We start from the raw sequence: 26963 nt of genomic DNA, 5'->3' as shown, positions 1-26963 counted from the left end.
CCGAACCGAAGCCGTCACTCCTCGTCCCTTTGGAGTGGATTGCTCGTGCTTCGGCCCCTCGCGAACGCCGCCCTCACTCTCGCCGGAATCCTGGCCCTGGCCGGCTGTTCCGACAGCGGCGCGGCCACGGTCCACTTCCCGACCTGGCACAACGACGAGATCGACGCGGTCAGCCGGATGTCCGCCGCTGGCGGGGTCGTCACGACCACCTCCATGAAGCCCGACGGCTCGCTGGAGACCGTCGCCGTCGACCTCACCCACGGCAACAAACTCTGGGCCCAGCCGGCCACCATGGCGGGCCGCCTGCCCGGCATGGGGGTCTCCGCGCCCGCCATCGTCGAGACGGCCCCCGGCCAGGCTGTCGTCGTGGCGGTCGACCCGGTCAAGAAGGGCCGCTGGAACGCCACCGTCGTCGCCCGCGACGCGCGCACCGGCGCGCAGAAGTGGGCGCGGCCGGTGCATTCGACGTTCGGCCCCCAGCGCTGCGGGCCCTACATCTGCCTGCCGGAGCACACCGCGCTCTCCACCGCCCGCGTGGTGGTGCTCGACCCGGTCAGCGGCAAGCAGATGTGGAAGCTGCCCGGCATCGCCGAGGTCGAGTGGTCGGATCCCGACCGGGTGCTGCTGCTCCGCCTGGCCGCCAACCCCATGATCGAGTCGTACGAGCTCAAGACCGGCAAGCTGCAGTGGCAGCAGCCGATCGAGCAGGCGCTCGGCCCTGGCATCGACATGTCGGGCGGGTGGGCCTTCGGCGCGACCAGCGACAACCTGATCGGCTACGTCGCCCCCTACACCAACCCGCGGACGAAGAAGGCCTCCACCTTCGGCCTGTTCTCCATCAAGATCGGCGACGGCACGATCAACTGGATGCGTCCTTCGGTCGTCCGCGTCTACCCCAGCGGCAGCCCCGGCTACGCTCCCGTCGTACGCCCGGTCGACCGGCAGGGCACCTACGGCGGCTTCGCCCGGCTCGACGCCGAGAGCGGCCGGGTCATCGGCCAGATCCCCGCCTCCGAGGTGCCCGGCTCCGGCTGGTGGCTGGCCTTCCCCGACCGCATGGAGAAGCTCGGCTTCCTCAAGCACGACGCCAAGGGCGCCGCCTTCGACCTGACGACGGGCGAGCCGGTCCCGGTCGAGGACCAGCGCGGCTGGTCCTTCTGCGTCACGGACCCCAAACCGCTCCCGCTCCGCGGCCAGGCCCCCGGCTTCTACTCGATAGCCGCCGCCTGCGAGTACGACCTCGCGACCGGCAAGCGGCTCGCCTCCACGACGACCCCGCCCCCCTGGTTCACCGGCAGCCAGGGCGGCTGGCGCCTCTGGCGTGACGAGAAGGGCGCCGTCCACGCCGTCAACGACGGCACGGCCACGGCGCCCGGCATGTACGGCTGACGCCCCACCCACCGTGCTCCGCCACCAGGACTGGAATATAGTTCTAAAGGCCGACACAGGAGGATGAAGATGGCTGAAGCTGTGATCGTCGCTACCGCTCGCTCGCCCATAGGGCGGGCCTTCAAGGGTTCGATGAAGGACATACGCCCTGACGACCTCACCGTGCAGATGATCCAGGCCGCGCTCGCCAAGGTGCCGCAGCTCGACCCGACGACGATCGACGACCTCATGCTCGGCTGCGGCCTGCCCGGTGGTGAGCAGGGCTTCAACATGGCCCGCGTGGTGTCGGTGCTGCTCGGCCTCGACAACGTGCCGGGCACCACGGTCACCCGCTACTGTTCGTCGTCGCTGCAGACCACCCGGATGGCCTTCCACGCGATCAAGGCGGGCGAGGGCGACGTGTTCGTGTCCGCGGGCGTGGAGATGGTGTCGCGGTTCGTGAAGGGCAACTCCGACTCGCTGCCCGAGACCCAGAACCCGGTCTTCAACGACGCCATCGGGCGCAGCAAGGCCTCCGCCGAGGGCGGGCACAGCTGGCACGACCCGCGCGAGGACGACACGATCCCCGACGTCTACATCGCGATGGGCCAGACCGCCGAGAACCTCGCCCAGATCAAGGGAGTCACCCGGCGCGACCAGGACGAGTTCGGCGTCCGCTCCCAGAACCTGGCCGAGAAGGCGCTGGCCGACGGCTTCTGGCAAAAGGACATCACCCCGGTGACGCTCCCCGACGGCACCGTGGTCAGCAAGGACGACGGGCCGCGGGCCGGGACCACGTACGAGGGGGTGGCCGGGTTGAAGCCGGTCTTCCGCCCCGACGGCACGGTCACGGCCGGCAACTGCTGCCCGCTGAACGACGGCGCCGCCGCCGTCATCGTGATGAGCGACACGCGGGCGGCCGAGCTGGGCATCACGCCGCTGGCGCGCATCGTCTCCACCGGCGTCACCGGCCTGTCCCCCGAGATCATGGGCCTCGGGCCGGTCGAGGCGTCGAAGCAGGCGCTGTCCCGCGCGGGGATGGCGATCGACGACGTCGACCTGGTGGAGATCAACGAGGCGTTCGCGGCGCAGGTCATCCCGTCCTACCGGGATCTGGGCATCGACCTCGACCGCCTCAACGTCAACGGCGGCGCGATCGCCGTCGGGCATCCCTTCGGCATGACGGGCGCGCGCATCACCTCCACGCTGATCAACAGCCTCCGCCACCACGACAAGTCGATCGGCTTGGAGACCATGTGCGTGGGCGGCGGGCAGGGCATGGCGATGGTCCTCGAACGCCTTTCCTAAGTCTCACGACCGGGCGTTCGACGCCCGGGCCGGTGGGCGCCAACCGCCATACGGGTTGGCGCCCACCCAGAAGCTCGCGTCAGCCGGGGCAGTGCGGACCGGCCTCAGCCGTGGCGGTCCGGGCCCGCCTTGGTCGGGGTCACGCGGACCAGGACCCGCTTGTCGCGGACCATCGCCGCCTCGTAGTCCGGCCAGTCAGGGTGCTCGCCCGAGATCCCCCGGTAGTAGGCGATCAGGTGATCCATGGCCTCCGGGAGGGAGATGATCTCCGCCTCGCCCTCCACCTGGATCCAGTTTCCGTAGAAGGCGTCCGTAAAGGCGCAGATCGTCACCTTGTTGTCGCGCCGGATGTTGCGTGTCTTGGCGGCCGTCTCCCTGGTGCTGATGACGAGGTAGCCCTCGTCGTCCACGCCCACCGTCACCGGGGACATCTGCGGGCGGCCGTCGCCGTGCTTGGTGAGGAGCACCGCGCGGTGGTTGTCTCGCAGGAAGTCGCGTGCCTTGTCTAGGTCCATCCACCCATGATTCCGCGCCCGTACCGAGGGCACGGGCGCGGGTCGGGTCGGCGTGTGGGCTCTACAGGAAGCCCATACGGTTATGGCGGTACCGCTCGTGTTCGTGCACGATGGCGGCGGCGTAGCCATGGGACAGCCCGTGCTCGTCGGCGAGCCAGTTGGCCCGCTCGTCACACCTCAGGAAGGACGGGCCGTTGTCGATGGCTTGAAACCACTCGGGGAGTTCGCGTCCCGTTATCGTTGGGACCCTTGCGATCAGCTTCGTCTGCGTCTCCGGTGAGTGGTTCAAGGACATGGGCACCTCCACGGATTAAGGTCCTTTGCTCGACACTGCAACACGTCCCCCCGAATGACAAGCCCCAACCTCCGAGGTTTTTGTAACGGCGGGTAGATTTTCGGTCGCGCAAAGAGAAGGACCCCGCCGGATCGGCGGGGTCCAGACGGGGTCCGGGAGGCGAACGGTCAGTCGCTACGCGTGAAAATACTGATGAACCGGAGCACCTCGAGGTAGATCCACACCAGGCTCAGCGTTAGCCCGAAGGCGCACTGCCAGGCGAACTTCTCCGGAGCGCCCTGCTGGACGCCCTCCTCGATCGAGTTGAAGTCGAGCAGCAGGAAGAAGCAGCCGAGCAGGATCATCGCGACGCTGAAGATCCACCCGATCGGGGAGTCGGTGCGCAGCCCGAGGCCGCCCGGGATGAAGATCCCGGCGATCAGGTTGACGAGCACCAGACCGATGGCCGCGAAGCCCGCGGCCACCACGAACCGAACGAACTTCGGTGTCACCCTGACGACGCGCAGCGCGTAGACGGTCAGGACTCCGCCGAAAGCGAACGCGGTGCCGAGCACCGCCTGGAGGACGATCCCGTTGTAGAGGGATTCGTAGGCGCTGCTGAGCGCGCCGAGGAAGATCCCTTCGAACGCGGCGTAGCTGAGGATCAACGCCGGGTTGGTGCTCATCCTGAACGAGGCGATCAGCCCCAGGACGAGCGCCACGATGGCCGCGCCGACGGCCACGCCCAGGGGGACGTTGAGGTACCAGGCGGCGGCCGCGGCCACGACGAGCGTGCCCAGGGTCATGAAACCGCGCACCACGACGTCGTCGATCGTCATCGTCCGGTAGGCGGACGGTGCCGGGGGCGCGTACGACGGGGAGTCGTACATGTTCTGCAGTTGCCCGGGGGTGGGCGTCGCGCCCTGCCACCCGCCGGCCTGCCGGGACCGGTTGAAAACGGGGTTCTTGCTCTCCATCGCTGCCTCCTGTGCGCCGAGCTTATTGGACGCGGCGTCACCTAGGTCAACACGCACTCAGATCTATGTGGTTTCGAGACTTCAGCAGGAGGACAACGAACGGATCCGTTCCTGAGTTCCCGCGGTTACTGAGGGTTGTTTAGCGAGGCATTTCCTCTGGTAGATGCGGGTGCCCCCGGCGGGATTCGAACCCGCACTACAACCCTTTTAAGGGGTTTGCCTCTGCCTTTGGGCTACGGGGGCGCCGCAATCATACGAAACGGACCATGCTTCCGAGGAGCACAACTTCGTATCAGGCGTCACAACTGTGAAGTCTGCGGTGAAGTGATAGGGCTCCTGACACTCTGTCCAGGAACAGAACGCCGTCGAGATGGTCCAGTTGATGCTGAATGCACCTAGCTTCGAATGCATCCGCCTCGATGGTGACGGGATCTCCCGTGCCAGGCAAGCTGCCGAGCACTGTGATACGCGTCGCTCGCCGTACGTCAGCGGTCAAACCCGCGATCGAGGCGCAGCCCTCCCGCCCGACGCACCAGTGAGACGCCTCAGCGAGCCGTGGATTGACCACCACGAGCTCGCCGGCCCACGACCTACCTCTTGGGTGCCCGGCGGCGTCGAAGGCGATCAGCCGCCAACTCAGCCCGATCTGGGGGGCGGCCAGACCCGCGGTCCCCGGCTCGCCGCGCAGAGTGGCGAGGAGATCGGCCGCCGCGGCCACCACGCGGGGGTCGGTGGGATCCACTTGCCGGGCCCGGGCGGACAGGAGCGGGTGCGGAGCGTCGAGCACTCCGCGGGCGATCCCGTCCGGCGGGGTCACAACAGGTCCGGTTCAACGGGCCGGAAGGTGATCTCGGACTCGAGGCCCGAGCCGACCGTGGCCAGCCCGCGCATCAGCCCGGCCACGTCGACCTCCTCGGGCAGCTCGACGTCGGCGATGAGGACGTACAGCCGGCCGGTGAGCCGGGTGCTCATGCCGGTGATGTTGCCGCCCACCGAGGCGAGCTCGGCGCTGATGGCCGAGATGATGCCCGGCCGGTCCGGCCCGTGGACGGTCAGGACATAGCCGAGCCCGGTCGGCCGGCCGCCGAAGTAGCGGCGGGCCTCGACGGCCGAGGCGGTCACCACCAGGTCCGGCGCGCACAGGTGCTTGGTGAGCTCGTCGGCGCTCAGGTCGCCCGAGACCAGCAGCATCATCGCGACATGGCCGCCGAGCAGCGTCATGGTCGAGTCCTGGATGTTCGCCCCGCAGTCGGCGAGCGAGCCGGTGACCGCGGCGATCACGCCGGGCCGGTCCACGCCGAGCACCGTCACCGCTGAGAGCCCCACTCGTGGATCCCCTCTCGATTGAGACCGAGAATGCCGAAACGCCCCGATGCGGCCGCACCGGGGCGCTGCTGTACGCGGGCTAGCGGCGGGTCGTCGCCACGGCGGCTCTGAACCCGTCGCGCGGGTGCTCCATCTCGCCCAGTGAGATGGTCTCCCGCTTGAAGAACAGGGCCAGAGTCCAGTCGACGACGACACGGACCTTGCGGTTCAGCGTCGGCACCCGCGACAGATGGTAAGTGCGGTGCATGAACCACGCAGGGAATCCGCGAAGCTTGACTCCATAGACGTTCGCGACCCCCTGGTGCAGGCCGAGACCGGCGACCGATCCGACATACTTGTGGCGGTAGTCGACCAGTTCCTGACCCCGGAGATGGCGGACCAGGTTGTCGGCCAGCACCTTGGCCTGACGTACGGCGTGCTGAGCGTTGGGCGCGCAATACTGGCCGGGGTTGGTCACGTCGGGGACACCCGCCGCGTCACCGGCGGCGAAGGCGTCCGTGACGCCCGCGACCGTCAGTTTCGTCGTGGTCTTGATCCGGCCGCGCTCGTCGAGGGGCAGGCCGCCGCCGTTGACCACCGGGCTGGGCTTGACGCCCGCGGTCCACACGAGGGTGTCGGCGTCGAACTTCGAGCCGTCGGAGAGCACCACGTGGCCGCCCTCGCAGGACTCCAGGCGCGTGTCGAGCTTCACGTCGATGCCGCGCTCGCGCAGCTGCTCCAGCGTCCACTTGCCCATCTCGGGGCCGACCTCGGGCAGCACCCGGTTCGTGGCCTCCACCAGCACCCAGCGGATGTCGGAGGGCTTGATGTTGCGGTAGTAGCGGGTCGAGTCCTTGGCCATGTCCTCGAGTTCGGCCAGCGCCTCGACGCCCGCGAAGCCCGCGCCGACGACGACAAACGTGAGCGCCCGGCGGCGCGCCTCCAGGTCATCGGTCGACTCGGCGACGTCGAGCAGGTGCAGGACCCGGTTGCGCAGCGCGATGGCCTCGCCCACGTTCTTGAACCCGATGCCGATGTCGGTCAGGCCGGGGATCGGCAGCGTCCGCGAGATCGAGCCGGCGGCCATCACGATCACGTCGTAGGCGATCTCGCGCGGCTCACCCTCGACCGGCTGGAAGGTGACGGACCGCTCGTCGTGGTCGACGGCGGTGACGCTGCCGTTGAGCACGCGCACCTTGGGTAGAACCCGGCGCAGCGGGGCGACCACGTGCCGCGGGGAAAGGTTGCCCGCCGCCGCCTCGGGCAGGAACGGCTGGTAGGTCATGTACGAGTGGGGGTCGATGATGGTGATGCGCACGTTGCCGTCGCGCAGCTCCGAGCGGAGCGTGCGCTGTAGCCGCAATGCCGTGTAGAGGCCGACGTAACCGCCGCCGACGATCAGAATGTGCTTGTTCATCCTCGGTTCCCCATCCCATGGGAGCGCTTGTGAAACTATTCACAAGGCTACGTCAAGGGCACCCCATAAAGCCAATCCCCAGGTGGTGCTACGCGTCACACCCCCAGCGCCCTGGCTCTGACGAAGACGTCGTCGAGCATCTGGGCGGTCACCCTGCCGGTGAAGGTGTTCTGCTGGCTGGGGTGATAGCAGCCCATGAGGGTCACCGGCGCCTGCCCGTACGTGACCTGGACCTCGACGCCGTGCCCGAACGGCGGCCTGACGCGCGGCAGCGTGTAGCCCGCGTCCTTCAGCGCGGGCCACATGGCCTGCCAGGCGAACCCACCCAGCGCGACGACCACCCGCACGCTCGGCGCGGTCAGCGTGAGCTCCCGCGACAGCCACGGGAAGCAGGTGGCCCGCTCCTCGGGCGTGGGCTTGTTCGCGGGTGGCGCGCACCGCACTGAGGCCACCACCCGGGCACCGATCAGCCGCTGCCCGTCACCGGCGTGCGTGCTCGTCTCCTGTACGGCCAGTCCGGCGCGATACAGCGAGGCGAACAGCCAGTCTCCGCTGCGGTCACCCGTGAAGATCCGCCCCGTCCTGTTACCCCCGTGCGCGGCCGGGGCCAGGCCGACGAGCAGGACGCGCGGATGGTCATCGCCCCACCCGGCGACCGGCCGCCCCCAGTAGGTCTCGTCCGCGAACGCGCGCCGCTTCACCTCGGCCACCTCCTCGCGCCATTCCACCAGGCGCGGGCAGGCCCGGCAGACGGACTGCGCGGCCGTGAGCTCCGCCAGGGTGCTGCCGGCGGCGGCGAGGCGGCGCACGTCCGCGGGGTCGTGGGCGACCGGGGTGTCAGCGGTCGCCGGATCGCCGGGCCAGCCGGTGCCTGGAGGTACGAAGCTCATGGCACCGATGGTGCCCCATCACCTGGTCGCCGAAGGACTCGGCGTGGGCACGCGCTCCTCGGCCCGAAGAGGCGAGGATTCCGGTAATTCGGGCAGGAAGCCCGTGAGGCCCCGGTAGGGCGCCTGGCGCAGGAGCCGCGAGTGCAAGGTCGCCATCCGCTCCTTCGTCCGGCGGCGGGGCTTCCGGCCGCTCGCAGGCCGGCCCCCGTAGGCGGCCAACTGCGATGGGGTCCCTCGTCCGAGGCCACACAGTAGTGGCAAACAGAAAAACCGGGCGGCGCCACGAGGGCACCACCCGGTTCAACTCAACTCAACTGATCAGGCGCCGGCCGGCTTCGGGCAGCTCACCGAGAAGCTGGTGGCCGCGGAAGCGGAGTCGGGGCTGAAGACCACGAGCTGGACGGAACCCTTGGTCTCGCTGGCGCTCTGCGCGCCCGCGACGCCCCAGGTCACGTCGACACTGCCGTTGACCTGACGCTCGAGGTCCGGGTTCTCCCGCTTGCCGTCGATCACCCAGTAGTACTTGACGGTGGTCGGGGCGGTGCTGGAGATCGTCGCCTTGAAGTCGACGCCGGGGCCGCGCTTGTCGGCGCAGAACTCGTTGCGCTGGCCGGAGACCGAAAGGCTCGAGACCGAGATCTTCGGCTTCGGCGCCTCGCAGGCGGCGTAGGACTGGCTGATCGAGTCGTTGTTCTTCGGCCCGGAGATGGCCAGGGTGATCCGGCCACCCTTCGTCGCGGAACCGGAGAGAACGCGGTCGGACAGCTCGACGGTACGCGAGCCCTCGCGGCCGAACCCGACCTCACCACGGTCAACGGACTGGCCGTTGACGTACCACGTGTACTCGACCCGCGCGCGGCCGGTCGAGTTGATGGTGGCGTGCGCGCCGACCTTGCAGCCGTCGTTGTTGGTCGCGGTCACCAGGTTGGTGGCCGACACCCGCACCGAGGGAGCCTCGTCCTTGCACCAGACCTTGTAGTAGGCCCGGTCGGAGGAGGAGCCGCCGCGCCCGACGACCTGCAGGTCGGCGTAGCCCCGCTGGCTGTCACGCGGCGAGTAGCCGAAGGAGACGGTCTTCGAGTGGTAGACCTTCGTCCGGCCATAGTCGACGACGCGACCGTTCAGCACCCAGCGGTACTTGACCCACGTCGGGTCGTTGACCTTGATCCGGCCAAGGAAGTTGACCTTGTCGCCGGGGGTACAGGGCCCGACGTACGAGCTGGGGTCGGCCCAGGCGCTGACCGAGATCCTCTTGCTGCCGCTCAGCTGATCCTTGTCGATGACGACGGCGTCCTGGCAGGTGACCGAGAAGTAGCCCTTCTTGGAGGTCACCTTGCGCGGACCGAGGATCTGCACGGCCTCCCAGCCCTTGACGTCCTCGTTGAAAGTGAGCGTCTGGCCGATCTTGACCGACTTGGTGCCGTGGCCCTTGAGCTTCAGCACCTTGACCTTGCCCTTGGAGCCGTCTCCGTGGAGCCAGCGGTAGGCGAGCTCGGTCTTGCCGTCGAGCTTGACGTTGATGTTGGCCGAGATGTCGACCTTCACCGGGCAGGAACCGTCGTTGTCGCGGCTCGACGCCTTGGGCGTGGACACCGAGACCTTGGGCCTGGCCTTGGTGGAGGTCGCCGCGGCGCCGGCCTTGCCCGCGGTGGCCTGGGTGGACGCCTGCGCGGGAGCGGCTGCCAGCCCCGCGACCATGGCGCCCAGCACGGCGGCGGAGGCGCCGAACGCCGCCGCCTTACGCGCTAATGGACGAGATGAGTTCATGTGAGAGTGCTCCATTCCGTTAGGGAAAAGATGCGCTCCGGGAACGGTCGCCACGCCGACACCACCCGTGTCCGGCAATATGACAAAGCCCCCGCAATGCCCCTTTACCTAAGCATAAAACTGATTGCACACTCAACACAGCCGAATCCCAGAATTGTCCGATTTTCGCCGGAAAAATCAGGCCATGGAGTAGGCGATTCCGTCGAGGATGTCGTGTTCGCTCACGACGACCTGCGTAAACGCGAAACGCCGCACGATGCGGTCCAGAATCAGGGCACCCACGCCAATCACGTCGACTCGACCTGGGTGCATCACTGGAATCTGTGAACGCTCACTATGGGTCATCGCGAGCAGCCGTCGCGTGACCTCGTGGACCTGCTCGGCGGTCATCCGCGAGTGATGGATCCGCTCCGAATCGTAGGCGGGCAGGTCCAGTGCGATGCCCGCCACCGTCGTGACGGAGCCGGCCAGACCCACCAGCGTGTGCGCCTCGTGGACGGGCACCGCCTCGGCGACCCGGTCGAGCGCGGCCTCGATGTCGGCCACGACGGCCTCCAGCGCCTCCGCCGACGGCGGATCGCCCGCGTCGCGCAGGTGCCGCTCCGTCAGGCGTACGCAGCCGATGTCGACCGACAGCGCGCCGATGACGTGCTCGGAGCCGACCACGAACTCGGTCGAGCCGCCCCCGATGTCGACGACCAGGTAGGGCGGGAGCGGCCCCTGCGGCACCCCGGTCTCCCGCGACAGCCGGACCAGCCCCCTGGTCGCGCCGACGAAGGACAGCTCGGCCTCCTCCGCGCCCGTCACCACCTCGGGCTCCACCCCGAAGATCTCGCGCACCCCGTCGACGAACTCCTGCCTGTTGGCGGCGTCGCGCGTCGCGCTGGTCGCCACCACCCGGGTCGCCGTGGCGCCGTGCTGGTCGATGAGCTTGCGGTAGGTGCGCATCGCGGTGAACGTCCGCTCCAGCGCCTCAGGAGCCAGCCGCCCCGTCTGGTCGACCCCCTCGCCCAGTCGTACGATCTCCATCCGCCGCTCGATCTCGGTGAGGTCGTTGTCGCCGACGTCGGCGATCAGCAGGCGTACGGAATTGGTGCCGCAGTCAACGGCGGCTACACGCATGGTCCGTCACTCCACCACTCGGGGAGGGCATCCAGCGCCTCCCGGCCGAACGGGTTGGATCCGGGCACGGCCAGCTCGTGCGCGACGAGCGCGTGCAGGCACTTCACCCGCAGCGGCATGCCGCCGGTGCTCTGCATGTCACGCGGCAGCGGCTCCGTGCCCTGCTCTTCCGCCGCCTTGTCGCGCCTGGCCACGTAGTCGTCGTGGGCGGCCTGGTAGGCGGCGGCCAGCTCCGGATCGGTGGCCAGCCTGGCCTGCATCTCGCGCATCAGCCCCGAGCCTTCGAGCGTGCCGATCGCGGAGGCCGCCTTGGGGCAGGTCAGGTAGTAGAGCGTGGGGAACGGCGAGCCGTCGGGCAGCCTCGGCGCGGTCTCCACCACGTCGGGGTTGCCGCACGGGCAGCGGTGCGCCACCTCGCGCAGCCCTCTCGGCGGGCGGCCCAGCTGCCGCTGCACCGCGTCGACGTCTCTGCTGTCCAACGCTCTCCCCTCACACGCCGCCGACGCCCCTCCGCGCCGGTGCTCATCCGGCCTTGCGGCCCTGGCCCGTGTCGGCGGCTTCGACCGATTCCCACAGCGTTTGGTACCACGGCGGCGTCGCGGCGGGCTGCTTGACCGTCGTCGTGGTCTTGTCGGGCTTGGCGTCCATGACCACGTAGCACTTCTCGCCCGGCCCGCAGTAGTGCAGCCGTTCCTTGGCCGTCCGTTTGATCCAGTTGGGATCGCGGATCCGCTGCGCCTGCTCGGCCAGCGCCTGGCGGTCGGCCTCGACCCGTGCCTTCTCCGCCCGCAACTCCGCGATGCCGCGGCGCTGCGCGATGTACTCGCGTACAGGGTAGGCCAGGCTCATCGCGATCGCGCACACCACGATCGCCAGGATGGCGGCCCGCCCGGTCAGCTGCGGCCTCTTAGCCAACGGTTCACACCTCCGTGTCCAGTTCGGTGGCCGAACTTAGCGGATGGTGCTATTTGCACCCTTCTGACCGGCTCGCGGCATACCCGCCATGCCGCGAGCCGTACCCGAAACTAGCGCTGGAAACGCGGAAAAGCGCCGCGACCCGCGTAGCGAGCGGCGTCGTCGAGAATTTCCTCGATGCGCAGGAGCTGGTTGTACTTGGCCACGCGGTCCGAGCGGGCGGGCGCGCCGGTCTTGATCTGGCCGCAGTTGACCGCCACGGCCAGGTCGGCGATCGTCGTGTCCTCGGTCTCGCCGGAGCGGTGGCTCATCATGCAGCGGTAGCCGCTGCGGTGGGCCAGGTCGACCGCGTCGAGGGTCTCGGACAGGGTGCCGATCTGGTTGACCTTGACCAGCAGCGCGTTGGCGGTGCCTTCGGCGATGCCGCGGCCGAGCCGCTCCGGGTTGGTCACGAACAGGTCGTCGCCGACCAGCTGGACCTTGTCGCCGAGGGCCTCGGTGATGGCCTTCCAGCCGGCCCAGTCCTCCTCGTCGAGCGGGTCCTCGATCGAGACGAGCGGGTAGTTGTCGACCAGGTCCGCGTAGAAGGCGATGAGCTCCTGGGCCGAGACGCCCTTGCCGTCGATCGTGTAGACGCCGTCCTTGTGGAACTCGGAGGCGGCCACGTCGAGCGCGAGGGCGACGTCGTCGCCCGGCGTGTAGCCGGCCCGCTCGATGGCGACCAGGATCAGGTCGAGCGCGTCGCGGTTGGACGGCAGGTTGGGCGCGAAGCCGCCCTCGTCGCCCAGCCCCGTGGCGTAGCCCTTCTCCTTCAGCACGCCCTTGAGCGCGTGGTAGACCTCGGTGCCCATGCGCACGGCCTCGCGGAACGTGCTCGCGCCGATCGGCGCGATCATGAACTCCTGGATGTCGACGTTGGTGTCGGCGTGGGCGCCGCCGTTGAGGATGTTCATCATCGGCACGGGCAGCAGATGGGCGTTGGGGCCGCCCAGGTAACGGAACAGCGGCAGGTCGGCGCTGTCGGCGGCGGCCTTGGCCACGGCCAGCGAGACGCCCAGGATGGCGTTGGCGCCCAGCTTGGACTTGTTGGGCGTCGCGTCCAGATCGATCATGATCTGGTCGATGATGCGCTGGTCCTCGGCCTCGATGCCGTTGATCTCTTCGAAGATCTCGTCGGTGACGGCGAGCACGGCCTTCTCCACGCCCTTGCCGCCGTAGCGCTCGTCTCCGTCACGCAGCTCCACGGCCTCGAACTGGCCGGTCGACGCGCCGCTGGGCACCGCCGCGCGCCCCCTGCCGCCGTCGTCGAGGATCACCTCGACCTCGACGGTCGGGTTGCCCCGGGAGTCGAGGATCTCGCGCGCGTATACGACCTCGATGGTAGCCACGGGTTTGCGCTCCTAAATCGAAAGGCAATATGCCTTCAGAGCCTATCGGTGCTCCGACTCCCAGCGGAGCACGCGGTCACGGTAGTCGCGAGCGGCGGCGCGGAGCTCGGATTCGGCGTCGATCCCCGCCTCCTGGGCGCGGCGGACGAGGTCGAACAGCTCGCGCCCCACCCCCTGCGAGATCGCGGCGGCCAGCCCGTCCGGCGCGCCCCCGCGCTCGGCCCGACGCATCAGCTGGGCGGCCAGCGACAGCGCGGGCTGCCCCATCGGCACCCCGTCGAGCACCGACGGACGCTCGTCCTTCGCCGCCCGCTCGGCCGCCTTGATCGCCTCCCAGTTGTCGTTCACCTCGTCGGCGGTCTCCGCCCGCACCGAGCCGAACACGTGCGGATGCCGCCGCACCAGCTTCTCGACGATCCCCTCGGCCACGTCGTCCATGTCGAACCCGTCGGCCACCCGCGCGTGGAAGACCACCTGCAGCAGCAGATCGCCCAGCTCCTCGCGCAGCGCCGGGTAGTCGCCCTGCTCGATCGTCTCCAGCACCTCGTAGGCCTCTTCGAGCAGGTACGGGACCAAGGTCTCGTGCGTCTGCTTGCGGTCCCACGGGCACTCGGTGCGCAACCGCTCCATCACCGCGACCAGGTCGAGCACCCGCGCGCCCGGCAGGTCGTAGGAGCCCGGCACCACCTCGATCAGCGGCGGCTCGGCCATCGCGATGGCCGCGTGGCCGACCGCCCGCATGAAGTCCTCGGAATCCTGGGCGGCCAGCCAGACCACCGTCTCCGTAACCGCCCGCCGCGCCAGGTCGGCGGGGACAGGCGTGACGACGGCCACCTCGACCCCGGCCTCGGCCAGGTAGGGCAGTTGCGGATGATCCGCGGACCCGGTCAGCACATGACCCGAGCCGAACGCCTGCCACGCCTGGTGGCTCAGCAGACCCGGCGCGACCCGCGGTGAGGTGGTGACGATGATCAGCGGCACGGCTAGCCCTGCGACTGCTGCTGTTGCTGTTGCTCGCCCTGGCCGGCCTGCTCGGTCGTCGCCGACGGCTTGCCGAACCGGCCGGCGTCGACGAAGCCCTGCTGGCTGATCTTGCCGTAGCGCGGGCTGAAGACCGGGGCGATCGCGTTGTAGGCGGCCTTGAACTTCTCCACGGCCTGCTGGTTCTGCGGCCCGCCGAGCTTCTCCAGCACCTTGTTCACGCCGAGCGCCGCCCGCAGGTAACCGCGCGGGTTGGCCGGGGAGACGGCCTTGGACAGCAGATTCATCTCGGCCGTCTGCTGCTCGCCCTTGTCCTGGGCCGCGGCGTCGATCTCCGAATCGCTGACCTGTACGCCGAACTTGTCGGCCAGCTGCTGCTGCCGGCTCTGCTCCGCCATCCTGGACAGAACGAACTGGTTGACCGACACACCGAGCTGCGACGGCTCGATGTTGACCTTCCGCAGCGCGGCCTCGTATTCCTGGACGTTCTTGTTCAGGTCGCGCGACGAGATCCGCTCACTGCCCACGACGGCCGCGGCTCCGGCCTCCATAGGCGAGGAGCAGGCGGTCAGCGCGACACCCACCACGGCAGCGGCCACTGCCACTCGAATCGACTTCACGTGCGTCCTTTCCCGACAAAACCGCGGCTAGCTTACCCTCGCGGGCTCCAAGAACATGGCCTCGACCAGGTCACCGCACCATTTGAGCAGGTCGAGGTCGCGCAACGGCTGCCCGCCCAGGGGCTTGGTCTTCGGCGCGGGCACCAGCAGCGTCTCCGCCGCCTGCTTGTAGATGGCCTTCTTGTACAGGCGGTCGAGGCGTACCTGCTGCGACTCCCGCAACCTGACCGGACCGAACTTGATGTTCTGGCCCTGCAGTGTGACATCGGTGAGCCCGGCTTGGCGGGCGCTGATGCGGAAGCGGGCGACGGCCAGGAGGTTCTCCACCTCGACGGGCGGTTTGCCGTATCTGTCCGTCAGCTCGGCGCGCACCTCGTCGATGTGGATCTCGGCCGAGATGGTGGCGATCCGCTTGTACGCCTCCAGACGCAGGCGTTCGGAGGTGACGTAGTCGTGCGGGATGTGCGCGTTGATCGGCAGCTCGACCTTGACGTCGGGGTGCTCCTCCGTCACCTCCACGCCCGACAGCTTGGCCTTCTGCTCCTGCACGGCCTCGGCCATGAGCCGGACGTACAGGTCGAAGCCGACGCCCGCGATGAAGCCCGACTGCTCGGCGCCGAGTACGTTGCCCGCGCCGCGGATCTCCAGGTCCTTCATCGCGACGTACATGCCCGCGCCCATCTCGGTGTGCTGCGAGATCGTCGCCAGCCGCTCGTGGGCGGTCTCGGTGAGCGGCTTCTCCGGCGGGTAGAGGAAGTAGGCGTAACCCCGCTCCCTGCCTCGCCCGACCCGGCCTCTGAGCTGGTGCAGCTGCGAGAGTCCGTAGTTGTCCGCCCGGTCGACGATCAGCGTGTTGGCGTTGGGCACGTCGAGCCCGGACTCCACGATCGTGGTGCAGACCAGCAGGTCGTACTCGCGCTCCCAGAAGCCGACCATGATCTTTTCCAGCTGGTGCTCGTTCATCTGCCCGTGCGCCACCGCGATGCGCGCCTCGGGCACCAGCTCCCTGATCCGGGCGGCGACCCGGTTGATCGAGGCCACCCGGTTGTGGACGAAGAAGATCTGGCCGTCGCGCATCAGCTCGCGCCTGATGGCGGCCCCGATCTGCTTCTCGTCGTACGGTCCGACGAAGGTGAGGATCGGGTGCCGCTCCTCCGGCGGGGTGAGGATGGTCGACATCTCCCTGATGCCCGTCAGGCCCATCTCCAGCGTGCGCGGGATCGGCGTGGCCGACATGGCCAGCACGTCGACCTGGGTGCGCAGGTGCTTCATGGCCTCCTTGTGCTCGACGCCGAACCGCTGCTCCTCGTCGATGATGATCAGCCCCAGGTCCTTGAACCGGACCTCTGGGCTGAGCAGCCGGTGGGTGCCGATCACCAGGTCCACGGCGCCCGTACGGAGGCCCTCAAGGGTGCCCTTGACCTCGCCGTCGGTCTGGAAGCGGGAGACCGCCCTGAGCGAGACGGGAAAGCTGGAGAAGCGCTCGGTGAACGTCGACATGTGCTGCTGCACCAGCAGCGTCGTCGGCACCAGCACGGCGACCTGCTTGCCGTCCTGCAGGGCCTTGAACGCCGCCCGCACCGCGATCTCGGTCTTGCCGTAGCCGACGTCGCCGCAGATCAGCCGGTCCATCGGGACGCCGCGCTCCATGTCGCGCTTGACCTCGTCGATGGCCTCAAGCTGGTCACCGGTCTCGACGTACGGGAAGGCGTCCTCCATCTCCCGCTGCCACGGGGAGTCGGCGGCGAAGGCGTGACCGGGCGAGGCCATGCGGGCGGAGTAGAGGCGGATGAGCTCGCCCGCGATCTCCTTGACCGCCTTCTTCGCCCTGGTCTTGGCCTTGGCCCAGTCGGCGCCGCCCATCCGGTTGAGCGTCGGGGCCTCGCCGCCGACGTAGCGGGTGACCTCGTCCAGCTGGTCCGTGGGGACGTAGAGGCGGTCGCCCTTGGCGTACTCGATGACCAGGTATTCGCGCGTCGCGCCCTGGACCGTGCGCTGCACCATCTCGATGTAGCGGCCGACGCCGTGCTGCTCGTGCACCACGTTGTCGCCGACCTTGAGCTGGAGCGGGTCGACCATGTTGCGGCGGCGGGAGGGCAGGCGGCGCATGTCCTTGGTGGACGCCTTCTGGCCGACGAGGTCGAGGTGGGTGAGCACGGCCAGGTTGGGGGTGATGAACCCGTGCTCGATCAACCCCGTCGACACATGGACAACCTTCGCCTCAGGCGACTTATCCAGATATTTCACCAACCGGGCGGGAACGTCCACGCCCTTGAGGACCTCGACCATTCGCTCTGCCGGGCCGTGTCCCTCGCTCAGCAGCACGACCGCCTTGTCCTCGGCCAGCCAGCCCTTGACGTCTTCGAGCGCCTTCCTGGTGTCTCCCCGGTATGCCTCGGAGTCCTGCGCGTCGAGCTCGACCCCGGCCCCGAACGGCGCCATCGTCCACCACGCCTGCCCCAGCACGTCGGCGTGGCCACGGATGTCGTCGAGCGAGCGGAACGCCGCCGCCCCGAGGTCGATCGGCGCCTCGCCACCGGCCGCCGCGTTGATCCACGACGCCTCCAGGAACTCCTGCGAGGTACGTACGAGCTCCTCGGCCCGGCCCCTGATCCGCTCGGGATCGCAGACGAACACCGCGGCGTTGCCGGGCAGGTGGTCGAGCAGCAGGTCCATCTCCCCGGCCAGCACGGGCGCGAACGCCTCCATGCCCTCGACCGGCGTCCCCTCGGCGAGCTGGTCGAGCACCTCGGCCAGCGCCGGGTGCTCCCGGCCCAACTCGCGCGCCCGCTCCCTGACCTCCGCGGTGAGCAGCAGCTCGCGGCACGGCGGCGCGAACAACCCGCCGTCCGCCGCCTCCAGCGAGCGCTGGTCGGCCACCTTGAACCAGCGGATCTCCTCGACCGTGTCGCCCCAGAACTCCAGCCGCAGCGGATGCTCCTCGGTCGGCGGGAACACGTCGAGCAGTCCGCCGCGGACCGCCACCTCGCCGCGCTTCTCCACCATGTCGACCCGGTGGTAGCCGTTGTCGACCAGCCGCCGTACGACCCCGTCGAGGTCGGCGTCGTCGCCCGCGCGCAGGCGGGTCGGCTCCAGGTCGCCCAGGCCCTTGACGATCGGCTGGAGCAGCGCCCTGACCGGCGCGACCACCACGCTGAGCGGCCCGGCCGCCTGGTCGTCCTTGACCGGGTGCGCGAGCCTCCTGAGCACGGCCAGCCGCTGCCCCACGGTGTCGCTGCGCGGGGAGAGCCGCTCGTGCGGCAGCGTCTCCCAGGCGGGGAAGACGGCCACCGAGCTGGGCTCCATCAGGCTGGTCAGCGCGCTCGCCAGGTCCTCCGCCTCGCGGCCGGTGGCGGTGATCGCCAGCACGGTCCGCTGATCGTGCCCGGCCAGCGCGGCCACCCCGAACGGCCGCAGCGCGGACGGCGCCACCAGCGCGATGTCGCCGCCCTCTTCGAGAGCGGCGGTCAGCTTGGGATCGGTGACGACAAGATCAAGCAGCCCGGACAGACTCATTTTCGACAGCCCCACGACGATTACCCCCAGCCGGCGGGCGTGGGGGTTGTGCTACAAGCCTATTCGCATCTAGCCCACGCCCCCGTCCGGCTCCGGGACCTTGCCTGGCTCCAGGAGTTCGTCCGGCTCCGGGACCTCGTACGGCTTCAGGACCTCGTCCGGCCGCCGGACCTTGTAGCCCGGGACGGACGGCCAGCGGACCGTCAGGACCACCGACTCCTCCTCCGCGTGCCAGGAGTGGTCCACGCCCTTGCCCCAGACCACGTAGTCGCCCCGCTCGGCGAGCAGCACGCTCCTGCCCGGTAGTTCGACGCGGAAGCGACCCGAGATGAGGATGAGCAGCGCCGTACGCTCCTCGCCCCGCACCCACTCGGCGCGTTCGTCACCCGGGGAGTGGGTGCCCCATTTGATCTCCACCCCGTCGCTGTGTCTCGGGTCGCCATAGGGTTTGAAATGGCCCAGGAGCCAGCCATGGTCCATCGCGGCGTCGACATTCGCGTTGCCCACGTACACGAGATCACTCACGGCGCAGGACGCTAGCAGGGAAATGGCTTACTAATTGGCGTCGATTGATTACTCTGGGTGACATGTCTGAGGTGCGGTCGGTAGCCCCAAGGGGCGATCTCTTTGGTCAGCGCATCCGCGAGCAGTGGGCCGGACGGCTCGGCAGGCGGCTCGACGTGCTCGTCGCCGGATGCGCGCACGACGAGCCACTGGTCCTGGACCGGATCGACACCAGGGCCACCGGCGTCGACGAGGACCTGCCCCCGATCAGGAGAGTGGTCGGCGAGCGAGCCGATCTCGCCATGTGGTCACTGGGCGACCTGCGCTGCGTCCCGCTGCCCCCGAGGTCGGTGGACGTGATCCAGCTGTCGTTCCTGCTGGAGCGGATCCAGCACGCCGAGCTGGTCTTCGACCGGCTGCTGCAGGCGCTGCGCCCCGGCGGGCTCATCCTGCTGCGCATGCGCGACCGGAAATCCGCCTACGGCCTGCTCGACCGGATCACCCCGTGGTGGCTGCGGCGGCTCATCTGGCGGCACCTGGTGTCGGCCGGCACGCCGGGTCCGCTACCGGCCGTCTACGGGCCGGTGACCTCGCGCGACGGGATCCACACCTTCTGTCTCACGCGCGGGCTCATGATCACCGACGACCACACGGCTACCAGCGGTCCGGCCATGGGGCGTGTCGGCCGGCTGGCCGTCCGAATGACGGCCAAGCTGACCCGCGACCGGTTTCCGTCGACGCATGATGAGATCGCCATGGTGATCAAGAAGCCGCAGAATCACTTCGCTCGGCTCATCTAGGCGTGGTTCGTCACGACCGTCTCGGGCACCGCGACGGTCTGTGGTGGCTGACGTCCTTGGGAGGGATACCCCCTCCGGGGGCGAGAGGAAGACGGTCCGTCGTGGCCGAGGTCCTTGGGTGGGCTACCCCCTCCGGGGGCGAAGAAGAAGACGGCCCGTCGTGACCGAGGTCGCCATAGAGGGCCCCTCCGGGGAGCGGAAGAAGTCCCCGTGGAGGGACGGTCCCGTAGTAGGCGGGCCGCCGCGACAGAGGCGCCCATAGAGGGACACTCACTCCGGGAGAGCGGAATGTCTGGCGAAGGTTCGGGGACACCGCACTAGCGACACACTTGTACCAAAGGCTAGACTCCTTTCCTACCAAGTCAATCGGAATAGTTGGGATGGCAGACCGTGGAGTGGACCCCAGGGGCGTACGAGCTGGCCGACCTGGAGCTGCTGCTCTCCGGCGCGTTCCAGCCGCTGAGTGGGTTCCTCGGGCACGACGACCTGCACACGGTGCATGAGCGCGGCACTCTCGCCGACGGCACCCCGTGGCCGGCTCCCGTCACACTCCACCTTCCGGAAGCGGCCACTCCCGGCACCGAGGTCACGCTGCTCGACCCCGAGGGCGTGCCGCTGGCCGTGCTCACCGTCGCCGAGCGCGAGCCCGACGGGCTGGCCTCCGGTCCGGTCAAGGGCCTGGGCGCCCCGGAGCACGGGCCGTTCGCCCGGCTTCGCCGTACTCCGGCGCAGATACGCGAAGAGCTCGATGGGCGGGCGGCGCTCGCCGTCACCATGCGGGGACCGCTCGACGACCTCACCGAGATCGTCGCCACCGCCAAGGAGCTCGACGCGGTGATCGTGCTGCTCCCCCTCTCGTACGGTGAGACGGGCCCGGCCGTCGTACGCGCCGCGCTGCGCGCCAAGGAGCAGCTGCCCGAGGGCACCCTGGTGGTCTCGGTGCCGCTGGCGCCGCGCGCGGAGCCCGAGATCGATCTGGAGCTGCGCGAGCACGTCGCCACCGCCTACGGCGCGACCGAGCACCTGGCGGGCCCCGAGCCGGTGCGCATCCCAGGACCGCCGCACCGGCGCGGGCTCGTGGTCTTCTTCACCGGCCTGTCCGGCTCCGGCAAGTCCACGATCGCCCGCGGCCTGCGCGACTCGCTGCTCGAACTGGGCAGCCGTCCGGTCACCTATCTCGACGGCGACGTGGTCCGCCACCTGCTGTCCAAGGGCCTGACGTTCTCCAAGGACGACCGCGACCTCAACATCCGGCGCATCGGCTTCGTCGCCGCCGAGGCCGCGCGCCACGGCGGGCTGGCGATCTGCGCCCCCATCGCCCCCTACGCCGCCACCCGCGAGGAGGTGCGCGAGATGGTCGAGTCGGTCGGGGCCGACTTCCTGCTCGTGCACGTGGCCACCCCGCTGGAGGAGTGTGAGCGCCGCGACCGCAAGGGCCTGTACGCCAAGGCCCGCGCCGGGCTCATCCCCGAGTTCACCGGTATCTCCGACCCCTACGAGGAGCCGGACGACGCCGATCTGATCATCGACACGACGCACATCTCTATCGAGGCGGCCGTCACCCAGGTGCTGGGGGCGCTGCGGAGCGGAGGCTGGGTTCGTTGATCGACTTCCCCCTGATCGCCGGGTCCTTTCTGGTCGCGATCGTCGTCGGGCTCACCGGCATGGGCGGCGGCGCGCTCATGACGCCGATGATGATGCTGTTCTTCAACGTTCCGCCGCTGGCCGCGGTCTCCAGCGACCTGGTCGCCTCCGCCGTGATGAAACCCGTCGGCAGCGCCGTACACCTGCGCAGGGGCACGGTCAACCTGCGCCTGGTCGGCTGGCTCTGCGTGGGGTCGGTGCCGGCGGCGTTCTGCGGGGTGTTCATCGCGCGCGCGTTCGCGGTCGGAGACGCGGTGAAGTACGCGCTCGGCGTGGCGCTGCTGCTCGCCGTCGCGGGCCTGGTCGCCAAGACGTGGCTGGCCGGGAAGGGCGGTACGTCGAGCGCCCACGACATTGTCGTGCGCCCAATCCCGACCGTACTGGTCGGTACGGTAGGCGGACTCGTCGTCGGCATCTCCTCGGTCGGCTCGGGTTCCCTGATCATCGTGGCCCTGCTGGCCCTCTATCCGGCGCTCAAGGCCAACCAGCTCGTCGGCACCGATCTGGTGCAGGCGGTGCCGCTCGTCGCCTCGGCCGCGCTCGGCCACCTGCTCTTCGGCGACTTCCAGCTCACCCTGACGGTCTCGCTGCTCATCGGCTCGATCCCGGGCGTCTACCTCGGCGCCCGGATCTCCTCCAGGGCGCCGGGCGGCCTCATCAGGGCGCTGCTCGGGATCGTCCTGCTCGCCTCCGCGCTCAAACTGCTCGACGTGAGCAACACAGTGACGGTGTGGGCGCTGGCGGGCGCCTCGGTCGCGACCGTCGTGGGCTGGCGCTGGCGCGTCAGGGCCGCGGCACGGGCGTCGAGTGAAAGTAAGGATCTCGTGCGAGCTCGCTGAACGCCCGCCCGGCGGCGGGATCGGAGTCGAAGCTCGTGTCGCCGCGCGGCGCGTGTGGCGAGTCGAAGTAGATCAGCGCCTTGATCTGCGGATAGCGCTGAATCTGCGTACGCACCGACTCGAAGAACGAGCGCTTGGCCGTACGGTCGTCGGCCCGCTCGAACACCCCCCATTCCGCGACCATGACCGGCTTGCCGGGAAAGCGCCACTGCATCCACCGGTAGAACCCCGGCCACTGGTCGAAGTCGGGCCGGGTCTTGTTGACCAGACCGTCGAAGTCGCGGACCCGGCCGTCGGCATAGGGGTCGAGGGCCACCCAGTCGACCACGTCGTCACCCGGATAGAGCTGCTCGAACCAGGGCTTGGCCGCCCAGTTGGGCGCGCCCATGTAGGTCATGACGGTGACCGCGTTCTTGACGCCCTCGTCGCGCAGCCTGAGCACGACATGGCGGTACATGGCCGCGTAGTCGGTGGCCTGCATGCCCGAGCCGGGGGCGGCGTCGACGTCGTTCTCCGGCTCGTGGTGGAGGGTGAGGAAGAACCGCTCGGGGAAGGTGCGCCTGATGTAGTCGGCCAGCCGGTCGATCCTGCGGTCGATGGCACCGCGGGCGATCTGCGCCCAGGTGTAGTCGAGCGACGGCTTCCAGTTGATCAGCAGCAGCCTGGGCCGGACCGGGTCGCGGGCCAGCGCGACCTCCTCGCTGGTGGGGAACTCCTCCTTGCCCCGGTGATAGACGTGCAGCACGTCGGCGGTGCCACCGATGCGGGACTCGGCGCCGTGGAGCGACCTTTCGATGCCCGCGCCGGTGAAGACCTCCGGGGCGATCCCCCACCAAGCGCCACAAGATGGGATGAGCCGGGCAGTGACCGCGCAAGCCGGCGAAGTTTCCACGTTCGGCCTGGCGCTCGGCTGGGCGACCTGCGCCGGACTCCCCGAACCCTGCACAGCTGAGCAGCCCGCGAGCACGGCGACGACCAACAGCGCCACACCTTTGACGCTGATATTTACCGCTTTATGAGAAATTCCCCACCGGTTCAAGGCCGTTCAACCCCCTCAACCAAGGACCCCCGTCCTATCAAACCTGAACCATGCCATGCCATTCCCAGAACTTCAGCCGGAGCGGGTGTATCGCCAGGTCAACAACCATCCGACCAGCCCTCTATTTCACATTATTTCGGGCTATCGTGGGATGAATTGCTGACCGTACCAGAGAAAATCTTCTGGATTCAGCCTGGGTAATATCTGTCCGGCCTATAGTGGGCGGACGCCGCGACTTGTGACGCACAGTCGCCGATCGGCGACACCGCGCACACACTCGAAGGAGATCCGCTCCAATGAGCCTGTCGCCGGACTTCCCGGGCCGCCGCCACGCCACCGACCTGGCGGACCACCTGTCGCTGGTGCGCAGGCGCTGGCTGCTGTTCCTGGGGTTCCTGTTGGCCGGCGGCACGGCGGGGCTGGCGCTGCTGCGGTTCACCCCGGCCGCCTACACCGCGACCACCCAGGTCCTGGTCGCGCCCGTGGGCGTCCAGGACCAGAACAACCAGGTGACCAACCGGCAGCGCGAGCCGCTCAATCTCGACACCGAGGCGCAGATCGCCCAGTCGTCCGTGGTGGCCGACAAGGCCGCCAAAGAACTCAAGACGGGCACGCCCGAGCCCGTCGAGGTCTCGGTGCCGCCCAACTCGGCCGTGCTGTGGATCTCGGTCACCGCCGCGGACCCCGCCGTCGCGGCGGCCCAGTCGCGGGCGTACGCGCACGCTTACCTGGCCAACCGCACCGAGAACGCGCAGGCGACGATGACCGCGCAGCAGAAGGCGATGCTGGTCAAGCTCAAGCAGGTCAACACCGCGCTCGACACCGTGATCAAGGAGCTCGCCCTGGCCAGCAAGGGCAGCATCGAGCACACGATCGCCGCGCACCGGCAGAGCGTGCTCAACCGGCAGGCCTACAGCCTCACGCTCAAGTACGACGCGCTGCGGACCGTCGCCATCACTCCCGGGTCGGTCATCAGCCAGGCCACGCCGCCGACCGTGCCCAGCTCGCCCAGCCTGCCGCTCTACCTCGGCACCGGGCTCATGATCGGCCTGCTCCTCGGCACGGCCACCGCCTACGCCCGCGACCGGCTCGACACCCGGTTGCGCACCGCCGCCGACGTCGAGCGGCTGACCGGGCTGCCCGTGCTCGGCGACCTGTCGGACCCGCTCCGCCAGGGAGTGCCGCACGACCTGGCCTCGGCCGTGCTCGCCGCCTGCCCGGGCAAGCGGCTGCTGGTCAGGGCGATCCCGGCGGAGCTTGGCGCGACGCCGGTGGTCGGGCCGCTGGCCGTCACTGCCCCGCTGTCGTTGCTGACCGGCTCCGACGTGGGCGACCTGGCCCGAGCCGACGCGGCCTTGCTGCTGGTGGGGCTGCGCCGGGCCACCTCAGCGCAGGTGGCCGCCGCCGTACGCCATCTGGGCAGGCACAACGTACCGATCATCGGTGTCGTGACGACGAGGGACCTGACCCCGCGGCCCGAGCCGGTCGACGGCAACCCGCTCGGCAAGCTGGTCGCCAGCGGCGAGCTGGAGCCCGGCCAGTCCGGCGAGGCGGCGCCCATGACCTCGCTCCCCCGCCCGCCGGGCACCTCGGCATGAGAGGTCCGGCATGGCCGATCGGCGCGCTCCTCATCGGCTATCCCGTGTGGTGGGCGCTCGGCTTCGGCGGGCTGTCGGTGATCGTCCTGGCGGTGCCCATGGCCATCGTGCTCTGGCGGCGCCGGCCGATCCGGGTGCCGCGCGGGTTCGGGCTGTGGCTGCTGCTCCTGGCCGGTTACGCGGTGAGCGCGCTGATGCTGGCCGACATGCCGCCCGACACGTACGGGGCGTTCAACGCCGGGCGGGTCATCGGCTACCTCATACGGTTCGCGCTCTACGCGGCGCTGTTGATCATGGTGCTCTACCTGGGCAACCTGACCGAGCGGGAGCTGCCGCAGCTCAGGCTCGTACGGATGCTCGGGGTGCTGTTCGTCACGACCGTGGCGGGCGGGCTGCTCGGCGTGTTCTTCCCCCGGCTGGAGTTCACCTCGCCGGTGGAGATGGTGCTGCCGGGGTGGATCAGCGACAACGCCTTCGTCCAGAACCTCATCCACCCGACGGCCGCCCAGACCCAGAAGGTGCTCGGCTACGCCTCGCCGCGCCCCGAGGCGCCGTTCGAGTGGGCCAACGCGTGGGGCAGCAACGTGTCGGTGCTGCTCATCTGGTTCGTGGTCGGCTGGTGGGTCTACGGCGGGGGCGGTCGCAAGGCGGTCGCCATCGCGTTGACCGCCGTGGCCGCCATCCCGATCGTCTACTCGCTCAACCGCGGCCTCTGGATCGGCCTGGGGCTGGCCGGGCTCTACCTGATCGTCCGGGTCGGCGGACGCACCAGGCTGGCCCTGTGCGCGACGGCGGTGGCGGCGGCGCTGGCGTTCGCGCTCAGCCCGCTCGCCTCGCTGGTCGGCCAGCGCCTGGACAACCCGCACTCCAACGACATCAGGGCCTTCACCGTGTCGGCGACCATCTCGGCGGCCACGCACTCGCCGATCATCGGCTACGGCAACACCCGCAACGCCATGGGCAACCACCGCACGATCACCACCGGCAAGACCGAGTGGTGCGGCGGTTGCGGCCATCCGCCGCTGGGCAGCGACGGGCAGCTCTGGCTGCTGATCATCACCCAGGGTTTCGTGGGGGCGGCGCTGTATGTGGCGTTCTTCCTGGGCGCGATCCGGCGCCACTGGCCCGACCGCAGCCCGATCGGGCTCGCGGGGGTGCTCGTCATGATCCTCGTGCTGCTCTACATGTTCGTGTACGACGGCCTGGTCACGCCGCTCAGCCTCTACCTCATCTCCTTCGCCCTCCTGTGGCGTAACACCGGGGAGAGCGCGTGAACGACGCGAAGGTGCGGCTGCGCTACCTCGACCAGACCGTGCGGGCGCTCTACCCCGGCCCCGGCTCGCCGCGCGCCTACAGCGTGCTGCCGCACCGGCTGCTGCCGCGCCGCCTGGCCCCCCGGCGCCGCTGGCACGGGCTCCTGGGCCGTCCGGTCATGGTGCCGGTCGAGGGCTCGATCGAGACGTACCTGAGCGACATCCTCGGCGTACCCGTCGAGACCGTCCTCCACGTACGGCCGGCTCGCCGGGCCAACCGCAAGCCCATCCTGGAGGCGTACGGCGAGGGCTCCCGCCTGGCCTTCGTGAAGATCGGCGACACCCCGCGCGCCCGCGAACTGGTCGACGGCGAGGCCGCCACGCTCAAGAAGCTGAGCAGTCTGGCGCTCAAGACGGTCGTCGCGCCGACCGTGCTGCGCCACGAGCGCTGGGGCGAGTACTCGGTCCTGGTCCTCTCGCCGCTACCGATCAGGCGCGGCCGGGTCCCCGCCGCCCTGCTCACCGAGGCCGTCAAGGAGATCGCGGGAACCGGCGGTTCCGAGGGAGCGGCCTGGCACGGCGACCTGTCGCCCTGGAACATCGCCCCTTCCGATGACGGGCGGCTGCTCGTCTGGGACTGGGAGCGCTACGCGGTCGGCGTGCCCTATGGGTTCGACGCCGTGCACCACTTCTTCCAGCGCGCGCTGCGGCGGATGGACCCGGCCACGGCCGCGCGGGCCTGCCTGGCGCAGGCCGTACCCGTGCTCGCCCCGCTCGGGCTATCGGCGGCGGAGGCCAGGCGGACGGCCCTGCACTACCTCATCGCGCTGGCCGACCGGCACGCCGCCGACGGCCACGAACCCCTCGGGCCACCGGGCATATGGCTCAATCCCCTCGTCGATCACCAGGAGCCGCTGACGTGA

25 protein-coding genes and 1 tRNA gene are annotated in these 26963 nt (G+C 69.4%); 8 read left to right on the top strand and 18 right to left on the bottom strand.

Annotated elements, in window-relative coordinates:
- Positions 1-45 precede the first annotated feature (45 nt).
- Positions 46-1389, top strand: a complete 1344-nt coding sequence (locus AB0C30_RS16285) for a PQQ-binding-like beta-propeller repeat protein (protein ID WP_357943982.1) — start codon at positions 46-48, stop codon at positions 1387-1389.
- A gap of 69 nt (positions 1390-1458) precedes the next feature.
- Positions 1459-2676, top strand: a complete 1218-nt coding sequence (locus AB0C30_RS16280; RefSeq protein ID WP_357943980.1) for an acetyl-CoA C-acetyltransferase — start codon at positions 1459-1461, stop codon at positions 2674-2676.
- A gap of 104 nt (positions 2677-2780) precedes the next feature.
- Here the strand turns inward: AB0C30_RS16280 and AB0C30_RS16275 are convergent, their stop codons facing one another.
- The 17 genes from AB0C30_RS16275 to AB0C30_RS16195 all read right to left on the bottom strand — a co-directional run bounded on the left by AB0C30_RS16275 (position 2781) and on the right by AB0C30_RS16195 (position 18888).
- Positions 2781-3191 carry a PPOX class F420-dependent oxidoreductase gene (locus AB0C30_RS16275; protein WP_357943978.1) on the bottom strand — a complete coding sequence of 137 codons (411 nt, stop codon included), beginning with the start codon at positions 3189-3191 and terminating at the stop codon, positions 2781-2783.
- A 61-nt stretch (positions 3192-3252) separates the two neighbouring features.
- Entirely contained in the window at positions 3253-3486 is a 234-nt protein-coding gene (locus tag AB0C30_RS16270) for a DUF4287 domain-containing protein (RefSeq protein WP_357943976.1), read from the bottom strand.
- Positions 3487-3653: 167 nt separating this feature from the next.
- Positions 3654-4442 carry a Bax inhibitor-1/YccA family protein gene (locus AB0C30_RS16265; protein ID WP_357943974.1) on the bottom strand — a complete coding sequence of 263 codons (789 nt, stop codon included), beginning with the start codon at positions 4440-4442 and terminating at the stop codon, positions 3654-3656.
- Between the two features lie 170 nt (positions 4443-4612).
- A tRNA-Leu gene (locus tag AB0C30_RS16260) sits at positions 4613-4685 on the bottom strand.
- 49 nt (positions 4686-4734) lie between these two features.
- Positions 4735-5229 (bottom strand): peptide deformylase, encoded by a 495-nt coding sequence (locus tag AB0C30_RS16255; RefSeq protein ID WP_357943972.1) that lies wholly within the window; start codon positions 5227-5229, stop codon positions 4735-4737.
- Between the two features lie 26 nt (positions 5230-5255).
- The gene (locus AB0C30_RS16250) at positions 5256-5768 is read right to left on the bottom strand and encodes an ACT domain-containing protein (RefSeq protein ID WP_357943970.1); all 513 of its coding nucleotides are present in this window, start codon (positions 5766-5768) and stop codon (positions 5256-5258) included.
- A gap of 79 nt (positions 5769-5847) precedes the next feature.
- The gene (locus AB0C30_RS16245; protein WP_357943968.1) at positions 5848-7164 is read right to left on the bottom strand and encodes an NAD(P)/FAD-dependent oxidoreductase; all 1317 of its coding nucleotides are present in this window, start codon (positions 7162-7164) and stop codon (positions 5848-5850) included.
- Between the two features lie 95 nt (positions 7165-7259).
- Entirely contained in the window at positions 7260-8054 is a 795-nt protein-coding gene (locus AB0C30_RS16240; RefSeq protein WP_357943966.1) for a uracil-DNA glycosylase, read from the bottom strand.
- A gap of 318 nt (positions 8055-8372) precedes the next feature.
- Positions 8373-9821 carry a hypothetical protein gene (locus tag AB0C30_RS16235; protein WP_357943964.1) on the bottom strand — a complete coding sequence of 483 codons (1449 nt, stop codon included), beginning with the start codon at positions 9819-9821 and terminating at the stop codon, positions 8373-8375.
- Between the two features lie 177 nt (positions 9822-9998).
- Positions 9999-10943: a Ppx/GppA phosphatase family protein gene (locus AB0C30_RS16230; protein WP_357943962.1), complete on the bottom strand. Its 945-nt coding sequence runs from the start codon at positions 10941-10943 to the stop codon at positions 9999-10001.
- Positions 10934-11422 (bottom strand): DUF501 domain-containing protein, encoded by a 489-nt coding sequence (locus AB0C30_RS16225; protein ID WP_357943961.1) that lies wholly within the window; start codon positions 11420-11422, stop codon positions 10934-10936. Before AB0C30_RS16225 ends, AB0C30_RS16230 begins: the two co-directional genes overlap by 10 nt.
- 43 nt (positions 11423-11465) lie before the next feature.
- Positions 11466-11858, bottom strand: a complete 393-nt coding sequence (locus AB0C30_RS16220; protein ID WP_357943959.1) for a septum formation initiator family protein — start codon at positions 11856-11858, stop codon at positions 11466-11468.
- Between the two features lie 110 nt (positions 11859-11968).
- Positions 11969-13246, bottom strand: a complete 1278-nt coding sequence (gene eno, locus AB0C30_RS16215) for a phosphopyruvate hydratase (RefSeq protein ID WP_357943957.1) — start codon at positions 13244-13246, stop codon at positions 11969-11971.
- Between the two features lie 42 nt (positions 13247-13288).
- Positions 13289-14227: a MazG family protein gene (locus AB0C30_RS16210; protein WP_357943955.1), complete on the bottom strand. Its 939-nt coding sequence runs from the start codon at positions 14225-14227 to the stop codon at positions 13289-13291.
- Positions 14228-14229: 2 nt separating this feature from the next.
- Positions 14230-14847, bottom strand: a complete 618-nt coding sequence (locus AB0C30_RS16205; protein ID WP_357943953.1) for a SurA N-terminal domain-containing protein — start codon at positions 14845-14847, stop codon at positions 14230-14232.
- Between the two features lie 27 nt (positions 14848-14874).
- Positions 14875-18363 (bottom strand): transcription-repair coupling factor, encoded by a 3489-nt coding sequence (gene mfd, locus AB0C30_RS16200; protein WP_357944601.1) that lies wholly within the window; start codon positions 18361-18363, stop codon positions 14875-14877.
- A gap of 69 nt (positions 18364-18432) precedes the next feature.
- Complete coding sequence (locus AB0C30_RS16195) at positions 18433-18888, bottom strand: signal peptidase I (RefSeq protein WP_357943951.1); 456 nt, start codon at positions 18886-18888, stop codon at positions 18433-18435.
- A gap of 62 nt (positions 18889-18950) precedes the next feature.
- Here AB0C30_RS16195 and AB0C30_RS16190 point away from each other — a divergent pair, with 62 nt between their 5' ends.
- From AB0C30_RS16190 to AB0C30_RS16180, 3 genes are all read left to right on the top strand, one after another.
- Positions 18951-19667: a methyltransferase domain-containing protein gene (locus tag AB0C30_RS16190; RefSeq protein WP_357943949.1), complete on the top strand. Its 717-nt coding sequence runs from the start codon at positions 18951-18953 to the stop codon at positions 19665-19667.
- A 390-nt stretch (positions 19668-20057) separates the two neighbouring features.
- Positions 20058-21272 carry an adenylyl-sulfate kinase gene (cysC, locus tag AB0C30_RS16185; RefSeq protein WP_357943947.1) on the top strand — a complete coding sequence of 405 codons (1215 nt, stop codon included), beginning with the start codon at positions 20058-20060 and terminating at the stop codon, positions 21270-21272.
- Positions 21269-22150 carry a sulfite exporter TauE/SafE family protein gene (locus tag AB0C30_RS16180; RefSeq protein WP_357943945.1) on the top strand — a complete coding sequence of 294 codons (882 nt, stop codon included), beginning with the start codon at positions 21269-21271 and terminating at the stop codon, positions 22148-22150. The genes cysC and AB0C30_RS16180 overlap by 4 nt, the downstream gene beginning before the upstream one ends.
- Here the strand turns inward: AB0C30_RS16180 and AB0C30_RS16175 are convergent.
- The gene (locus AB0C30_RS16175; RefSeq protein ID WP_357943943.1) at positions 22095-23138 is read right to left on the bottom strand and encodes a hypothetical protein; all 1044 of its coding nucleotides are present in this window, start codon (positions 23136-23138) and stop codon (positions 22095-22097) included. The genes AB0C30_RS16180 and AB0C30_RS16175 overlap by 56 nt on opposite strands.
- Before the next feature lie 347 nt (positions 23139-23485).
- Here AB0C30_RS16175 and AB0C30_RS16170 point away from each other — a divergent pair, with 347 nt between their 5' ends.
- Genes AB0C30_RS16170 through AB0C30_RS16160 form a run of 3 tightly spaced genes read left to right on the top strand, consistent with a single transcriptional unit; the run spans position 23486 to position 26963 of the window.
- On the top strand, positions 23486-24787 hold the full coding sequence (locus tag AB0C30_RS16170; RefSeq protein ID WP_357943941.1) for a Wzz/FepE/Etk N-terminal domain-containing protein: 1302 nt from the start codon (positions 23486-23488) through the stop codon (positions 24785-24787).
- Positions 24784-26061, top strand: a complete 1278-nt coding sequence (locus tag AB0C30_RS16165; RefSeq protein ID WP_357943939.1) for a hypothetical protein — start codon at positions 24784-24786, stop codon at positions 26059-26061. Before AB0C30_RS16170 ends, AB0C30_RS16165 begins: the two co-directional genes overlap by 4 nt.
- Complete coding sequence (locus AB0C30_RS16160) at positions 26058-26963, top strand: hypothetical protein (RefSeq protein ID WP_357943937.1); 906 nt, start codon at positions 26058-26060, stop codon at positions 26961-26963. The genes AB0C30_RS16165 and AB0C30_RS16160 overlap by 4 nt, the downstream gene beginning before the upstream one ends.

Source organism: Nonomuraea sp. NPDC048901 (assembly GCF_040649695.1).
Taxonomy (GTDB): domain Bacteria; phylum Actinomycetota; class Actinomycetes; order Streptosporangiales; family Streptosporangiaceae; genus Nonomuraea.
The sequence above is the reverse complement of the archived record's forward strand: the minus strand, read 5'-3'. Positions and strand labels throughout refer to the sequence as shown.

Bases quoted from the DNA above. Each gene is read 5' to 3' on its own strand.
- AB0C30_RS16235 (WP_357943964.1), bottom strand. From the start codon at position 9,821: ATGAACTCATCTCGTCCATTAGCGCGTAAGGCGGCGGCGTTCGGCGCC.
- AB0C30_RS16280 (WP_357943980.1), top strand. From the start codon at position 1,459: ATGGCTGAAGCTGTGATCGTCGCTACCGCTCGCTCGCCCATAGGGCGG.
- AB0C30_RS16270 (WP_357943976.1), bottom strand. From the start codon at position 3,486: ATGTCCTTGAACCACTCACCGGAGACGCAGACGAAGCTGATCGCAAGG.
- AB0C30_RS16240 (WP_357943966.1), bottom strand. From the start codon at position 8,054: ATGAGCTTCGTACCTCCAGGCACCGGCTGGCCCGGCGATCCGGCGACC.
- AB0C30_RS16245 (WP_357943968.1), bottom strand. From the start codon at position 7,164: ATGAACAAGCACATTCTGATCGTCGGCGGCGGTTACGTCGGCCTCTAC.
- AB0C30_RS16265 (WP_357943974.1), bottom strand. From the start codon at position 4,442: ATGGAGAGCAAGAACCCCGTTTTCAACCGGTCCCGGCAGGCCGGCGGG.
- AB0C30_RS16275 (WP_357943978.1), bottom strand. From the start codon at position 3,191: ATGGACCTAGACAAGGCACGCGACTTCCTGCGAGACAACCACCGCGCG.
- mfd (WP_357944601.1), bottom strand. From the start codon at position 18,363: ATGAGTCTGTCCGGGCTGCTTGATCTTGTCGTCACCGATCCCAAGCTG.
- AB0C30_RS16165 (WP_357943939.1), top strand. From the start codon at position 24,784: ATGAGAGGTCCGGCATGGCCGATCGGCGCGCTCCTCATCGGCTATCCC.
- AB0C30_RS16230 (WP_357943962.1), bottom strand. From the start codon at position 10,943: ATGCGTGTAGCCGCCGTTGACTGCGGCACCAATTCCGTACGCCTGCTG.
- AB0C30_RS16190 (WP_357943949.1), top strand. From the start codon at position 18,951: ATGTCTGAGGTGCGGTCGGTAGCCCCAAGGGGCGATCTCTTTGGTCAG.
- AB0C30_RS16170 (WP_357943941.1), top strand. From the start codon at position 23,486: ATGAGCCTGTCGCCGGACTTCCCGGGCCGCCGCCACGCCACCGACCTG.